Here is a 13,273-nt window from a genome sequence, read left to right as displayed (position 1 = left end):
GAACTTCTTCTGGTACTTTTTTTGCATAGGAGCTACTTTGAAAAAAAGTTTTGTGATAAAATAAAGCGGGTTACAGTAAACGGTGTCAATAGGATGAGTTGGGAGAGATGAAGATGTTGCCAGAAAAGATTGATGAAAAGTTTTGTGCCGTTGCAATGATGACGTTGTATCCGAAAGAAGTAGTGATCCATTATATCAGTGATGACGAATTGGCTTTATCCTATTTGTTCAATTCCGAAGAAGAGGCAGGCAAAGCCTATCGTTTCTGCGTTGATTTGATCAAAGAGGTGGAGAGTTTTCCCTCTGATAAACAAGAAGCAGCTCATCGGCATTGGGTTAAGACCTATATGAAAAAAATCGGATGTCCGACAGTGATTTATTAAGCTGCTTATAAACAAGAGTTCTCAATTGAGTAAAATACATGAAATCGAAGTACTGGAAGAGATAACATTTCTTTTAGTGCTTTTTTATTTTCATATAATAGGATCTGATCTTGCGAACTCAAGAGTGAAATAGGATTTGAATCAGTAAACAACAGAAGATAATGACAAGCTTAGACACCGAAACAAGCTTGAGTTGGTTAATAACGAGAAATAATGACAAGCTCAGACACCGAAACAAGCTTGAGTTGGTTAATAACGAGAAATAATGACAAGCTCAGACACCGAAACAAGTTTGAGTTAGTCAATAACAGAAGATAATGACAAGCTCAGATGCAGAAACAAGTTTGAGTTGGTCATTAAGAGGAGATAATGACAAACTCAGACGAAGAAACAGATTTGAGTTGGTCAATAATGAGAAATAATGACAAGCTTAGGTACCGAAACAAGTTTGAGTTAGTCAATAACAGGAGGTAATGACAAACTCAGCTACAGAAATGAGTTTGAGTTAGTCAATAACAGAAGATAATGACAGGCTCAGATACAGAAACAGATCTGAGTTAGTCAATAAGAGGAGGTAATGACGAACTCAGACGAAGAAACAGATTTGAGTTGGTCATTAACGGGTGTGAATATTTATTTGTAAAGTAGCAGGTGTTTCGTTAGAAGATTTGACGGTATCTAGCGCAAAAAAATTCTTCTTTTCTACTTGTCATTCTTTTTCTGGCGTGTTACTATGTTTGTGTAATCGGTTACACAATAGAAAGAACAGGTGAGAATGATGGCAACGATCAAAGAGGTGGCAAAGTTAGCAGGGGTTTCGGTGGCGACAGTCTCACGTGTCTTGAATGATAGTGGATATGTTGGCGCAGAGTCGCGGAAAAAGGTGGAACAAGCGATCGAGGAGTTGGAGTTTTATCCGAATGAAGTCGCGCGTTCGCTGTTTCAAAAGAAGTCGAAACTCATTGGTTTGCTGCTGCCGGACATTGCCAATCCGTTCTTTCCGTTGTTGGCAAAAGGAGCAGAAGATGCTGTTAATCAGCTGGGTTATAGTTTGATTTTAGGAAATGTTCAAGATGATGTAGAAAAGGAAGAAGAGTATTTAAAAATCTTCGAGCAAAACAATATTGCCGGTGTGTTATCGGCTGTGCAAGGCAGCTCGAAGCGGTTGAAAAATATTCCTTTAGTGAACTTGGACCGTGTGGAAAGTTTTGAACAGTATGCTGTCCATACGAATGATTACCAAGGCGGGATGCTGGCGGCTCAAGCGATGGCAGACCGCGACCCTAAGCAAGTGGTGATCATGGTGGGGCCAAAGGAAGTGCCGGGCTCATTTGAACGACTGGCAGGGAGTATTCAAATTTTTAAAGAAAGAGACATTGCTTATCATTTATTCCAAACGACATCATTTCGGCTGGAAGATACCGATGAGACGGTCGAGCTTTTTTTCAAAGAACATCCCAATGCCGATAGTGTGGTGGCGTCGAATGATGTTTATGCTTTGGCGATCATGCGCGAAGCAGTCAAAAGAGGGATCAACATTCCAGACGAATTGCAAATCATTGGTTATGACGATATGCCGTTCAGCCGCTTGACGTATCCAGGATTATCAACGATCGCTCAGCCAGCCTATGAGATCGGGTATAAAGGTGCTCAATTGCTGTGTAACTGTATCGAAAATAAACCGGTCAAGACAAAGCGAATTCAGTTGCCGGTTGAACTTGTTTTGAGAGAATCATTAAGAGAGAAGGTTGAACATGAGTAAGATAGCGGTGATTGGAAGTATTTCTACAGATTTTGTGGTCACGACGGCCAAACGTCCAGAAATAGGCGAGACGATAACAGGGATCGACTTTACGACGACGTATGGCGGCAAAGGGGCTAACCAGGCCATTGCTTGTGCACGTTTAGGCAGTGAGGTGCAAATGATTGGCGCTGTGGGAGACGACACTTTTGGGGAAGAACTGATCGAAAATCTAGCACAAAATCGTATCGATACGCAAAATGTGAAACGGGTTACACATTTGCCATCTGGCTCAGCGCATATCACTTTATTAAATAATGACAATGCCATTATTTACATTCCAGGTGCAAATGACGCGGTGACAGTTGAAGGGATCGATGCTTTAGAAAACACATTAACTGCTTGCGATTTGGTCCTCATTCAAAATGAAACGCCACAAGCTGTTGTTGAAAAGGTTATTTTGACGTGTGCAGAAAAAGGCATCAAGTTGTTGTATAATCCAGCGCCAGCAAGGGTCATTAGTCCTGAGTGGTTAGAAAAAGTGACCTATTTGACACCAAACGAAAGTGAATTTCAGTTGATGTTCCCAAAATGGGCGGTTTCAGAAGGAGTCAAACAGTATCCCAATAAACTCTTCGTTACATTAGGTTCAAAAGGTGTGTTGTATCATGATGGAACAGCAGAAAGATTAGTGCCTTCCTATAAAGTACAACCGGTAGATACAACAGGAGCCGGTGATACGTTTAATGGGGCCTTTGCAGCAGCGATCGCAGCTGGTCTGCCGATTGAAGAAAGTGTGAAATTCGGAAACTTAGCTGCCTCGTTGTCTATTCAAAAATTCGGTGCGCAAGGCGGGATGCCGACGTTAGCGGAAATGAAAGGAAGTCCAAACTATGAAGAAAAATGGGATATTGAATAGCGAGATCACAAAAGTGCTAGCTGATTTAGGGCACACGGATCAAATCGTGATTGGTGATGCAGGGCTGCCAGTGCCAGATGGTGTGAAAAAGATCGATCTGGCGTTGGCTTTTGCCGAGCCGACGTTCGTTCGCGTGCTGGAAGAAGTATTGAAGGATATGCAAGTAGAAAAAGTTGTGTTGGCTGAAGAGATCAAAGCAGACAATCCTTTACAGTTGGAGGCGATCAATCATCACTTGGATGGTCAAAAAGTAGCTTTCGTATCGCATGAAGATTTTAAACGATTGACAAGCCAAGCAAAAGTCGTGATCCGCACAGGTGAAGCGACACCTTATTCCAATATTATCTTGCAGGCAGGCGTTTTATTTTAGGAGGTGCAAGGAATGGAAGTAAAGATGACAGGCATCACAAAAAGTTTTGGCCATAATTCAGTTCTCAGAGGGGTTGACTTTGGTCTCCATGCTGGTGAAGTCCATGCGTTAATGGGCGAAAATGGTGCTGGGAAATCCACGTTGATGAATATTTTGACAGGTCTGCATACTGCTGACAGCGGCGAGATCTTGGTTAATGGTTCAGAGCGAACATTTGCGAATCCAAAAGAAGCTGAAGTGAATGGCATTAGCTTTATTCATCAAGAAATGAATACTTGGGCAGATATGACCGTCTTAGAAAATTTGTTTCTTGGACGGGAATTAAAGAATGGCATTGGTTGGATCAAGACGAAAGAAATGAAAGCGCAAGCAAAAGGTGTTTTTGCCGAACTGGGGATCCATTTGGACTTGAATCGTGATGTCGGTACGCTTTCGGTCGGGCAGCAGCAGATGATCGAGATCGCCAAGTCGCTGATGACAAATGCTGAAGTGATCATTATGGACGAGCCGACTGCCGCTTTGACGGAAAGAGAGATCGATGTGCTGTTTACGATCATCGAAAAGTTGAAGAGTCGAAATGTGGCCATTATTTATATATCGCACCGGATGGAAGAAATTTTTCGGATCAGTGACCGGATCACAGTAATGCGCGATGGTGTTTCTGTTGCGACAAAAAATACGAAAGAAACGCACAATGACGAGATCGTGCGGATGATGGTCGGGCGTGACTTAGAGGATTATTATCCAGAAAAGCACGCTGAGATTGGTGAAGTGGTATTTGAAGCGAAGCAGCTTGGGCAGGAAAAGGTGTTTAAGAATATTTCCTTTCAAGTCAAAGCTGGCGAAATCGTTGGTTTTTCAGGCTTGATGGGTGCAGGACGGACAGAAGTGATGCGCAGCATTTTCGGTATCGATCCGTTAGATGAAGGCGAGCTTTATTTGGAAGGCGAAAAGTTGCTGATCAAAAGCCCGCATGACGCTATTCGTAAAGGTATCGGCTTTTTAACGGAAAATCGTAAAGATGAAGGGCTGATTTTAGAAGATTCGATTTGCGATAATATCAGTTTGCCGTCGATCGATGGGTTTAAGAAGCATTTGCTGATCGACACGAAAGCGGAGCATGATTTTGCAGATATGTTGATGAAACGGCTGAATGTTAAGGCGATGACGCGAGAAGATCCGGCGAGCAGTCTTTCAGGCGGGAATCAGCAGAAAGTCGTGTTAGCCAAATGGGTTGGGATCGGTTCAAAGGTGTTGATTTTGGATGAGCCGACGCGCGGTGTCGATGTAGGAGCGAAAAGAGAGATTTACCAACTGATGAATGAGTTGGCAGATAGAGGTGTAGCGATCATCATGGTGTCCAGCGATTTGCCGGAGATTTTAGGTGTCAGCGATCGTGTGTTGGTCATTCATGAAGGGAAACTAGCAGGTGAGTTGAGCAGAACAGAAGCAACCGAAGAAAAAATCATGACGCTTGCGACAGGAGGATACTAATGAAAAATGAAGTTGAGAATGTACAAATTGGCAATAAGAAGGTCTCTTATAAAGATTTGATCAGTAAACTAGGTCCGTTGCTTGCTTTGATCGTGCTGATGATTTTTGTAACCGTTTTAAATCCAGGCTTTATCTCGCCGCATAATATTTTGAATTTATTGCGTCAAGTTTCGACAAATGCATTGATCGCGTTTGGGATGACGTTTGTCATTATTACGGGCGGTATCGATTTATCCGTTGGGTCAACGTTGGCTTTGAGCAGTGCGTTGACAGCCGGCATGATCGTTAGCGGACTGGATCCGATCTTGGCGATGGTCGCAGGAGTAGCGATTGGTTTTGTTTTAGGGGCAGTGAACGGTTTGCTGATCACAAAAGGACGGATGGCGCCTTTTATTGCAACGCTGGCTACGATGACCATTTTCCGTGGACTGACATTGGTGTATACCGATGGTAATCCGATCACAGGAATCGGCGATAGTTTTATTTTTAAATATATGGGACGCGGCTACTTGTTCGGTATACCGTTCCCGGTTGTATTGATGTTAGTGTGCTTTGCTTTGTTATTTATGCTGCTGCATAAAATGACATTTGGAAGAAAAACATTTGCAATTGGAGGGAATGAAAAAGCAGCGTATATTGCAGGAATCAAGAGTGATCGCATCAAAATAATGATTTATGCGATTTCGGGTATGATGGCTTCGATCGCCGGTATCATTATTACATCCCGTTTGAATTCAGCGCAACCGACTGCCGGTACGAGTTATGAGATGGATGCGATCGCTTCAGTTGTGTTAGGTGGAACAAGCTTGTCAGGCGGACGCGGCAGAATCGTAGGTACGCTCATTGGGGCTTTGATTATCGGAACGTTGAATAACGGGTTGAATTTGCTCGGTGTCTCTAGTTTCTATCAACAAGTGGTAAAAGGAATCGTCATTATTATTGCTGTTTTAATTGATCGTAAAAAATAGGAGGACAATCAGATGAAAAAATTATTAGGCTTTTTTGCGACGGGATTATTGTTGTTGTCAGGTTGCGGTGCTGCGACATTAGAAGGAGAAAATACAAATGATGATGCTGCTGTAGAAGAAAAAGAGGCATCAGAATTAGTGGTCGGCGTTTCGGTTTCGACTTTGAGTAATCCTTTCTTTGTAACCTTGGAACAAGGAATCCAAAATTTGGCGGATGAAAACGGCACAAAAGTCATCTCGGTAGATGCGCAAGATGATACGGCTAAGCAAAGCAATGACGTGGACGATTTGATCCAACAAGGCGTGGACATTTTACTGATCAATCCAGTCGATTCTTCAGCGATCACACCAGCAGTAGAGTCAGCCAATAGTGCAAATATCCCTGTGATCATGATGGACCGTTCTAGTGATGAAGGTGATGTGGTAACGCTAGTAGCTTCTGATAACGTTGCAGGTGGGGAAATGGCCGCCGACTACATCAAAGAAATGACCGGCGAAAATGCGAAAACAGTGCAATTAGAAGGTATCCCAGGTGCTTCAGCTACTCGTGAAAGAGGAGAAGGTTTCAAAAATGTTGCTGATCAATCCTTAGATGTGCTGGACAGCCAAGCGGCCGACTTTGATCGTGCCAAAGGACTGACCGTTATGGAAAACATGTTGCAAGCACACTCAGATATCCAAGCAGTCTTTGCGCAAAATGATGAGATGGCATTAGGTGCAATTGAAGCGATCGAATCCGCTGGAAAAGCAGATGACATTCAAGTTGTCGGCTTTGACGGAACGGATGACGGCGTGAAAGCTGTTAAAGATGGACGTTTGAGTGCAACGGTCGCGCAACAGCCAGGCGAAATGGGCAAATTGTCCCTACAAGCAGCTTACGATTACTTCTCAGGCAAAGAGGTTAAAGAAAAAATCGATTCACCATTGGAATTAGTCAAAGAATAATATTGTATGAGAAAGTGTCTAGGTCTTCATTTGAAAGACCTAGGCTTTTTTTGACGTTGGCAAAGAAAGTGTCGCCTGAAGAGTAAAGAGTAGGATAGTCGCATTGGATAACAGCGGTCTCAAAGCAGTAACACGGGTTGAGTGTGCAATAAAGGAAAAATAACAGCAGTCTCAAAGCAGTAACACGGTTTGAGTATGCAATAAAGGAAAGATAACAACAGTCTCAAAGCAGTAAACTAGTTTGAGTATGTGATAAAGGAAAGATAACAACAGTCTCAAAGTAGTAAACCAGTTTGAGTATGTGATAAAGGAAAGATAACAACAGTCTCAAAGTAGTAAACTAGTTTGAGTATGCGATAAAGGAAAGATAACAACAGTCTCGAAGCAGTAAACCAGTTTGAGTGTGCGATAAAGGAAAGATAACAACAGTCTCAAAGCAGTAACACGGTTTGAGTGTGCAATAAAGGAAAGATAACAGCAGTCTCAAAGCAGTAAACTAGTTTGAGTATGTAATAAAGCATAGTTTTAAGTGAAGGAAGCCTCTTCAATATGAAAAAAAGAAGTCTGCCCACAGATTTTAGTGGAACAGGCTTCTTTTTCCTATTTGTCTAGTGAACTTAAAAACGAGAGGGCAAACTCGACATGCTAAGCGGCGCCTAATTTCAAAATCGCTTCATCAAGTTTGTAATGATCGTCGTGAGGCGCATAAGTCATTCCTTTTTCCTGATTCTTTTTGATAGGGAATGCCATACTCTTCTAGCTTTGCGATAATCTTTTCTTGTGTTTTAAATTCCTGTTCGCTTAATTCTGGTTCTGAGTGCAATAATCTGCGAAATGCAATCAGTTCCGGTTCAATCTTGGTCGTTTTGTCTAATGCTGTTTCTGTCATGATCGATACTCCTTTTTTTATAAAATGTTTTCTTCAAATGTTACTTGAATCTATGATACACCCTTGCAGCTTCTTTCAAGCAATAGTGCCTGGCAATTGCGGAACGAATGACCTGAGCAAAGAGCTGTTGTCCAATGAATAAGCGAAAGCCGCATAAAGAAGATACTAGATCAGATAGAAGTTTCCTTTTTCGTCTGGCTTGTAGGGCCCTTTTTCTTGCAGCAGTTTCTGCATAGCCGGCACAGCTTTCATGTCTAAGTGCTGATGTTTTTTGCTATATTTTTTGGGAACGCCTTGGTGGGTGACGTAACTGACAAAGTAAGTTTTTTCAGGATCAATTTCATGGTCGCCGACAAATAATGTTTGGATGCGCAAGCCTTTAGGGTTTTCGAATTTGAAGTAAACTTGCAAGCCGGCTGCTCGTTTGAGGTAGCCGCCCATTTGATGAAAAGGGTCACCAGCATAAGTGTTTTCCATGTTTTCTTCCAACATATCCAACATTTCTTTTCCTGTTAGTTCTGCGGTCGATATTGGTGGATTCATCGGAATGATGTTGTAGAGTTGTCTCAAAGTAATATCGCCTTTTAAGATGGGGGCGTCATACCGCCAACCGTTTGAAAAAGCCACGTCTGAACCAGTATGGTAAAGCAGCGCAGCCAGCAAAAAGTCGTCCATGGGTGCCGTCACGTTCCAGCCACGGTGCAAATCGATTTCTGTGGTTCCAACGACAGTCTCTAAAGCATCGCGGTACGGTGAAAGTGCGGCTGCTACTTTTTCTTTTATGCCCGGATCTTCTGGAATATCTTCCGTTACCGGGATCAACTGATGATCAATGTGCTTGATTTTTCCGTCTTCGATACTTAGTTCTAGTTTGCCAATAAAGGAACCTTGTGAACCGGATTGAATCAAAGTTGTCTTTCCAATTTGAACGCTCGTTTCCAAACGATTGTGCGTATGGCCGCTCAGACAGATATCGATGCCTTCTACTTCAGACAGGAGCTTTGTATCTTGAGGGAAGCCTAAGTGTGACAGCAGCACGATTATATCGACGTTTTTTCTTTTAACTCACTGATATAGCGAGGGAGTTCTTCTTTTCCTAAAGTAAAGTAGATGCCTTCACTAAAGCTGGCCGGCATGGTTTTATCGATGATATTGCAGGCGATGCCGATCACGCCGATTTTGATATCCTCAACGTCCAGTATGCGGTAAGGTTCAAAAACAAGTTCATTGGTATGTTCATCATAAGCATTGATCGCGAGTATAGGATAATACAAGGCTTGATCGATCTTTTGCAAATTTTCGGGACCATACCCGGTATCCCAATGAAAAGTCATGGCCGAAAGCCCCATATCATTTAAAATCGGAACCATATTCCAGCCCTTTGAAGCAACGGCTTCATAAGTGCCGTGAATCGTATCGCCGTTGTCCAAAACCACGACCGATCCATCTTGACGCATCTCTTTTAGAAGGGTTTGAATGCGCGCATAACCGCCAGCTTTTTTGAATGTCAGCTGATCATTTTCATAAAACACTTCATCGTGAGCTTCTAAATAACTGTGGGTATCATTGATTTGAACGATCGTCAGTTTTTTCTGCATATTCTCCCTACTTTCTTTGGTTTCCTTTGGTATCAATATAGCATTTAAAGAAAAAGAACGATAAAAATCTGTTTGCTGATAGAAGAACAATCTTTTAGAAATCATTTGTCCAAAGAGGAGGCAAATGGCAAGAAAATACAGTATGATGAAGGTAAGAGAATTTAGGAAAGGAATGGGAATGTGCATTTTAGAGAATATATGAGTAGCCAAAGTGATTTGTTTAACCAATTGTATTAGAGTGTATCATTCAAAAACCATCTTGAAACAAGGAGAAAAGGATCTTACCCCACTGCTAGGAAATGGATAAAGAATGGAGAATAGCTTATGTATATTCAAGCAACAAATAAATTGATCGATCAGCTGAAATTAAAGCCGGCTGATTTAACTGTATCAGATGAAGAAAGTTTTCATTGTTGGCACGCTAATTTTTTTATATTGAATCGTCGAAAAACAATCTTATTGATGAATGATGCTACCCGCTATGCTGTTGTCATTTGGGGTGTGAAGGCTAAAGAGCTTCAGCAGATTGAGGATTTGATAAAGACAGCCATTCGTCAAACCTTTCTGGCAGAAGGAATCAATCCTGCATTAGTAGAGCAATATTTAAGCGAGGCTGGGCCTGTTGAATTTGGAAAAACAAAAGATAGATCTATGACAGGCAAATTGAATCAAGCTTGTGACTTTGTAAAGAATGCATCGGAGTTCATTGATCAAGAACAATTGATTCAAACAAAAATAGGTGTATGGGCTAGTCAGTATCCATTTAATGATAGGATTGGAGGATATACAAAACCGAGTGAACATTTGTATGAGGCATTTCAGCAGCATGATGGAACGCCTGTATATAAGCTTCCAGTTATCGAATTAACCGTTCGTCTCGAATGGGAAAGTTTGAATGTGATGCGTCAGTTAGTTGTTCCGTTATCAAAAACTTTTCAAGAGCTGCATGAAATCCTGCAAGCTGCATTTGGTTGGCAGGGTTATCACTTGCACAATTTTACTTTTCGCGGAAAAGACGGCTTTCCAGAGGTCGAAATCGTTGATGATGAGGAAGCCTTTTTCTATGCTCGAGGAGGTGTTACGATGGTTCTAGACACTGAAGCGGTATTGGCTGATTATTTGCCGCTCTACTCTGCGTTTCTATATACGTATGATTTCGGCGATAACTGGGAGCATCTGATTGAAGTCAAGGAAATACGAGATGAGACAGCGGTCAATTATCCAATGTGTACAAAAATGGAAGGACAAACGCCTCCAGAAGATGTTGGCGGAGTATATGGATATAAAGATTTTTTAAAAATTATACAGAATCCTAATGACCCTGAGTATGAAGAGATGAAAGAGTGGGCAGATATGCAAAGGTATGGGGAACAAAGTTTGAAAGAGATCAATAGCAGATTGAAACACCTATAGAAAAAAGATTGCTGCTAGAATATTCTTCTTCAGCAATCTTTTTTTATTATCATGTTACTTTTTTAGCATAGGATTGTATCCAAGCGGAGATTTCATCTTTGGATACAACATCTATCGCGATCGCTACAGTCATTTCCTCTAACTCTTCTTTATCTACGATTAATTCGATACCGTTTCTTTTAAGAAAAACGAGCAATGCCAATACAGCTGTACGTTTATTTGCGTTATGAAAGCAGTGTTTTTTGATGAGATTAAAATAAAGAATATACGCCTTGTCATAAACCGTTGGATAAAGTTCTTTATCGAAAACGTTTTGTTTGGGCTGAGCTATGGTCATTTCTAAGGCACTTTTATCTTTTACACCTATCATTTCTCTTGGACTGTAACGTTTAATTAGGGCATAATTCATTGCAATGATTTCTTCTATTGTCAAATAGTTCATTATCTTTCAACCAAATTTTTAAAAGTTTCATCATATTTATTCATAAAATAATCAATCTCTTCATAAAAGGTTTTAGGAATATTTTGCGTGTCTACTAACAATTTTTTGTCGAGACTGACACTATCATTTTTTATCGTAAATTCTAATTGATCTCCTTCTGAAAGAGAAAGAGCTTCAATAACTTCTTTTGGAATGGAAGTAATATAGGTATTTCCTTGTTTTCTCGTCTTCCTAGATTTTTTAATGTATTGTTCCATTTTAAATCCTCCTCTTTTCTTTATTTTATCACAATAATGTATATTTTTTAATTAAAACAACATTTTTTAAAAAAATATAATTTTTAATCTAAAAATAAAAAAATAAAAGTATCGTTCGATGTATTTCTTGTTAATTTATTTATACAGATTGATTGTCAATAATTTTTTTGTTTTTTGGATTATTTTGTTGTTTTAAGTTAGCCCATAACGTCAAGATCGGCTCCATTTCAAAGTAGCCAAAATAAAAGAAGAGTAAGATCAAAGTTATTGGCAAAACCTTTTTAAAAGAGGTAAATTGAAGATGGAAGGCTTTTTAAGCACAATTGTCAGAAAGGATCAGGATCGTATATGAAAACAAAAAAAATAGAAAAGATACAACAGTATTTGAAATCGGCACAAAAAATCGCTGTGATCACGGGGGCTGGGATTTCAACAGGCAGCGGGATACCGGACTTTCGATCTTCAGGCGGTGTGTACGATCAGCTGAGCGGCATCAACTACTCTGGAGCAGAGGCGTTGAGCGACACCTTTTTAGCTTCTCAGCCGGACTTGTTTTATCACAATTTCATGAAACACATTTATTATCCAAATGCAAAACCAAATGACGGACACCGCTTTTTGAAAAAGTTGGAAGATGAAGGACACAAAGTCACGATTATTACGCAAAATATCGATGGTCTGCATCAAAAGGCCGGCAGTTCAGCGGTGTATGAACTGCATGGCAGCGCCTTGCGTTTTCGCTTGCCATCTGGCCAAAAGGTATCCTATCAGGAGATCGAGGTTCAAGACGAAAAGCCTTATTATAATGAACAACTGGTCAGACCGGACATCGTCTTATACGGGGAAATGCTAGATGAAGCTTTGCTGTTCAAAAGCATTAAGGCAGTGGCAGAAGCCGGCCTTCTGCTTGTCATCGGCACTAGCTTGGAAGTTTACCCAGCTGCCGGATTGCCAAACTACTTTGACGGTGACTTAAGTGTATTGATCACTAAAGCACCGACACCGTTGGATAGAGAATTCTCGATCGTGCTGCATGAAGACATCAATGAAGTGATTAAAGAGCTGGAAAGTAAATAAGGAGATAAGTATAAAAGTAAATAGAAAGAAGCAAAAGAATCCAATTGGGTGTCCAGGTAATTTGTATCTGGGCACTCATTTTACATCATTTATGATTTTTTATTTCACTATTTTATATTTTAAGTTGAAATAATGTATCAGTTGAGTTATACTCACGTTAGGAAAGGTTAGAAAGTGCTTACATAGTTGATGGATGGTTAAAGTAACAGCTAATTAATTTAATAAATAAGTAATAAGGAAAGGAGAACAAGAGAGAAAATCGCATAGTATTAAATGTTTTGTAAGCGTTTAAAAAAGTTTGAAAGGTTGCTTTATAAATGATCAACTAGTTTCTTATCTTCTTTATTAATAAATTATTTTAGTCGGTATAGTTTAGTTGTTAATCAAGTTATTAGGAGGAAATAAGATGGATGTATTAATGGTGTGTTCAGGTGGTATGTCAAGTGCAATCGTTGTTAAAGCAATAAAAAAAGAAGCAGATAAGCAAGGAATAGATATGAATATAAAAGCTGTGGGATCGGGTTCAGTAGAAGATGAATTAAAAGATGGACAATACGATTTGCTACTCGTTGCTCCACAAGTCAAACATCAGTTTGATACATTTGCTTCTTATGCGAAAGAAAACAATGTCCCAATTGAAAAAGTTGAACCAATGGGCTATACACCTATTGGAGCTCCAAAAACATTAAACCTTATTAAGAAATATAAGTAGATTAGAGTTGTCTGTCTTTTTAATTATATATTCAAATTAGTCAGAATAAGAAATAAAGGGAGAAA

15 protein-coding genes are annotated in these 13,273 nt (G+C 40.3%); 10 read left to right on the top strand and 5 right to left on the bottom strand.

Annotated elements, in window-relative coordinates; all coding sequences use genetic code 11:
• Positions 1-107 precede the first annotated feature (107 nt).
• The 7 genes from BM057_RS01410 to rbsB all read left to right on the top strand — a co-directional run bounded on the left by BM057_RS01410 (position 108) and on the right by rbsB (position 6,820).
• Entirely contained in the window at positions 108-383 is a 276-nt protein-coding gene (locus BM057_RS01410; protein ID WP_143074464.1) for a hypothetical protein, read from the top strand.
• A 778-nt stretch (positions 384-1,161) separates the two neighbouring features.
• Complete coding sequence (locus tag BM057_RS01405) at positions 1,162-2,145, top strand: LacI family DNA-binding transcriptional regulator (protein WP_092090946.1); 984 nt, start codon at positions 1,162-1,164, stop codon at positions 2,143-2,145.
• Positions 2,138-3,043 carry a ribokinase gene (rbsK, locus tag BM057_RS01400; RefSeq protein WP_092090943.1) on the top strand — a complete coding sequence of 302 codons (906 nt, stop codon included), beginning with the start codon at positions 2,138-2,140 and terminating at the stop codon, positions 3,041-3,043. Before BM057_RS01405 ends, rbsK begins: the two co-directional genes overlap by 8 nt.
• Positions 3,018-3,413: a D-ribose pyranase gene (rbsD, locus tag BM057_RS01395; protein ID WP_092090940.1), complete on the top strand. Its 396-nt coding sequence runs from the start codon at positions 3,018-3,020 to the stop codon at positions 3,411-3,413. Before rbsK ends, rbsD begins: the two co-directional genes overlap by 26 nt.
• A 12-nt stretch (positions 3,414-3,425) precedes the next feature.
• On the top strand, positions 3,426-4,907 hold the full coding sequence (locus BM057_RS01390; RefSeq protein ID WP_092090938.1) for a sugar ABC transporter ATP-binding protein: 1,482 nt from the start codon (positions 3,426-3,428) through the stop codon (positions 4,905-4,907).
• Positions 4,907-5,875: an ABC transporter permease gene (locus BM057_RS01385; protein ID WP_092090936.1), complete on the top strand. Its 969-nt coding sequence runs from the start codon at positions 4,907-4,909 to the stop codon at positions 5,873-5,875. The genes BM057_RS01390 and BM057_RS01385 overlap by 1 nt, the downstream gene beginning before the upstream one ends.
• 12 nt (positions 5,876-5,887) lie before the next feature.
• On the top strand, positions 5,888-6,820 hold the full coding sequence (rbsB, locus tag BM057_RS01380) for a ribose ABC transporter substrate-binding protein RbsB (RefSeq protein ID WP_092090933.1): 933 nt from the start codon (positions 5,888-5,890) through the stop codon (positions 6,818-6,820).
• Between the two features lie 676 nt (positions 6,821-7,496).
• Here the strand turns inward: rbsB and BM057_RS01375 are convergent.
• The 3 genes from BM057_RS01375 to BM057_RS11820 form a co-directional block, all read right to left on the bottom strand.
• On the bottom strand, positions 7,497-7,709 hold the full coding sequence (locus BM057_RS01375) for a hypothetical protein (protein WP_047389750.1): 213 nt from the start codon (positions 7,707-7,709) through the stop codon (positions 7,497-7,499).
• Between the two features lie 165 nt (positions 7,710-7,874).
• Positions 7,875-8,747: a bifunctional metallophosphatase/5'-nucleotidase gene (locus BM057_RS11825; RefSeq protein ID WP_218147434.1), complete on the bottom strand. Its 873-nt coding sequence runs from the start codon at positions 8,745-8,747 to the stop codon at positions 7,875-7,877.
• A 2-nt stretch (positions 8,748-8,749) separates the two neighbouring features.
• A complete protein-coding gene (locus BM057_RS11820; protein ID WP_218147433.1) occupies positions 8,750-9,307 on the bottom strand; it encodes a metallophosphoesterase family protein in 558 nt (185 codons plus the stop codon).
• Between the two features lie 324 nt (positions 9,308-9,631).
• Here BM057_RS11820 and BM057_RS01365 point away from each other — a divergent pair, with 324 nt between their 5' ends.
• A complete protein-coding gene (locus BM057_RS01365; RefSeq protein ID WP_092090931.1) occupies positions 9,632-10,720 on the top strand; it encodes a plasmid pRiA4b ORF-3 family protein in 1,089 nt (362 codons plus the stop codon).
• Between the two features lie 49 nt (positions 10,721-10,769).
• On the opposite strand, the gene BM057_RS01360 is transcribed toward BM057_RS01365, so the two are convergent.
• Together BM057_RS01360 and BM057_RS01355 are read right to left on the bottom strand one after the other, a co-directional pair.
• The gene (locus tag BM057_RS01360) at positions 10,770-11,162 is read right to left on the bottom strand and encodes a type II toxin-antitoxin system death-on-curing family toxin (RefSeq protein ID WP_218147432.1); all 393 of its coding nucleotides are present in this window, start codon (positions 11,160-11,162) and stop codon (positions 10,770-10,772) included.
• The gene (locus BM057_RS01355) at positions 11,162-11,419 is read right to left on the bottom strand and encodes an AbrB/MazE/SpoVT family DNA-binding domain-containing protein (protein WP_092090927.1); all 258 of its coding nucleotides are present in this window, start codon (positions 11,417-11,419) and stop codon (positions 11,162-11,164) included. Before BM057_RS01355 ends, BM057_RS01360 begins: the two co-directional genes overlap by 1 nt.
• 348 nt (positions 11,420-11,767) lie before the next feature.
• On the opposite strand from BM057_RS01355, the gene BM057_RS01350 reads away from it, so the two are divergent.
• Positions 11,768-12,496, top strand: coding sequence for an NAD-dependent protein deacylase (locus BM057_RS01350; RefSeq protein WP_092090925.1), 729 nt, complete (start codon positions 11,768-11,770; stop codon positions 12,494-12,496).
• 406 nt (positions 12,497-12,902) lie between these two features.
• Positions 12,903-13,208, top strand: coding sequence for a PTS sugar transporter subunit IIB (locus BM057_RS01345; protein WP_092090923.1), 306 nt, complete (start codon positions 12,903-12,905; stop codon positions 13,206-13,208).
• Positions 13,209-13,273 lie beyond the last annotated feature (65 nt).

The organism is Pisciglobus halotolerans, from assembly GCF_900113675.1.
Classification (GTDB): Bacteria; Bacillota; Bacilli; order Lactobacillales; family Carnobacteriaceae; genus Pisciglobus; species Pisciglobus halotolerans.
Note: the sequence above shows the minus strand (reverse complement) of the source record. Positions and strands in the feature narration are given on the sequence as shown.

Excerpts from the sequence above, each read along its gene's own strand:
- BM057_RS01345 (WP_092090923.1), top strand. The coding sequence starts at position 12,903 with ATGGATGTATTAATGGTGTGTTCAGGTGGTATGTCAAGTGCAATCGTT.
- BM057_RS01350 (WP_092090925.1), top strand. The coding sequence starts at position 11,768 with ATGAAAACAAAAAAAATAGAAAAGATACAACAGTATTTGAAATCGGCA.
- BM057_RS01385 (WP_092090936.1), top strand. The coding sequence starts at position 4,907 with ATGAAAAATGAAGTTGAGAATGTACAAATTGGCAATAAGAAGGTCTCT.
- rbsK (WP_092090943.1), top strand. The coding sequence starts at position 2,138 with ATGAGTAAGATAGCGGTGATTGGAAGTATTTCTACAGATTTTGTGGTC.
- BM057_RS01375 (WP_047389750.1), bottom strand. The coding sequence starts at position 7,709 with ATGACAGAAACAGCATTAGACAAAACGACCAAGATTGAACCGGAACTG.
- BM057_RS01405 (WP_092090946.1), top strand. The coding sequence starts at position 1,162 with ATGGCAACGATCAAAGAGGTGGCAAAGTTAGCAGGGGTTTCGGTGGCG.
- BM057_RS01355 (WP_092090927.1), bottom strand. The coding sequence starts at position 11,419 with ATGGAACAATACATTAAAAAATCTAGGAAGACGAGAAAACAAGGAAAT.
- rbsB (WP_092090933.1), top strand. The coding sequence starts at position 5,888 with ATGAAAAAATTATTAGGCTTTTTTGCGACGGGATTATTGTTGTTGTCA.
- BM057_RS11820 (WP_218147433.1), bottom strand. The coding sequence starts at position 9,307 with ATGCAGAAAAAACTGACGATCGTTCAAATCAATGATACCCACAGTTAT.
- rbsD (WP_092090940.1), top strand. The coding sequence starts at position 3,018 with ATGAAGAAAAATGGGATATTGAATAGCGAGATCACAAAAGTGCTAGCT.
- BM057_RS01365 (WP_092090931.1), top strand. The coding sequence starts at position 9,632 with ATGTATATTCAAGCAACAAATAAATTGATCGATCAGCTGAAATTAAAG.
- BM057_RS01360 (WP_218147432.1), bottom strand. The coding sequence starts at position 11,162 with ATGAACTATTTGACAATAGAAGAAATCATTGCAATGAATTATGCCCTA.
- BM057_RS01410 (WP_143074464.1), top strand. The coding sequence starts at position 108 with ATGAAGATGTTGCCAGAAAAGATTGATGAAAAGTTTTGTGCCGTTGCA.
- BM057_RS01390 (WP_092090938.1), top strand. The coding sequence starts at position 3,426 with ATGGAAGTAAAGATGACAGGCATCACAAAAAGTTTTGGCCATAATTCA.